This is a genomic window from Ruminococcus sp. AM43-6 (assembly GCF_003461785.1).
GTDB lineage: Bacteria > Bacillota > Clostridia > Oscillospirales > Ruminococcaceae > Hominimerdicola > Hominimerdicola aceti.
The window spans coordinates 703-965 of record NZ_QTXU01000084.1 but is presented as its reverse complement, the minus strand read 5'-3'; the positions used below and the strand labels follow the sequence as shown (position 1 = coordinate 965).

1 pseudogene is annotated in these 263 nt (G+C 46.8%); it reads left to right on the top strand.

Going from position 1 to position 263, the window contains the following annotated elements:
- Nucleotides 1–204, top strand: a pseudogene (locus DW938_RS15370) (hypothetical protein); the annotation flags it as partial.
- Nucleotides 205–263: the final 59 nt, after the last annotated feature.

The window sequence follows — 263 nt, the reverse complement described above, 5'->3', positions numbered from 1 at the left end:
CGGATCGGGGAAATAGACACAGGTGCAGGCTCACGTACACCGGGAGAGTCACTTACTATCGCACAGCAGCTCCAGGCAGCGAACAAACGGATAAAAGAACTTGAAAAGAAAAACCGAGAGCTTGAAGAACTGAATGAATTTCTGGAGGAAGCATCTGCTTTTTTCGCCGCGAACCGTCGGAAGTCAGGAAAGAAGAACGGTTAAAGTTCATTTCCAAAAAGACTGATGACGGTAGGATCACAGGAAGGATCAGTTTTTACTGC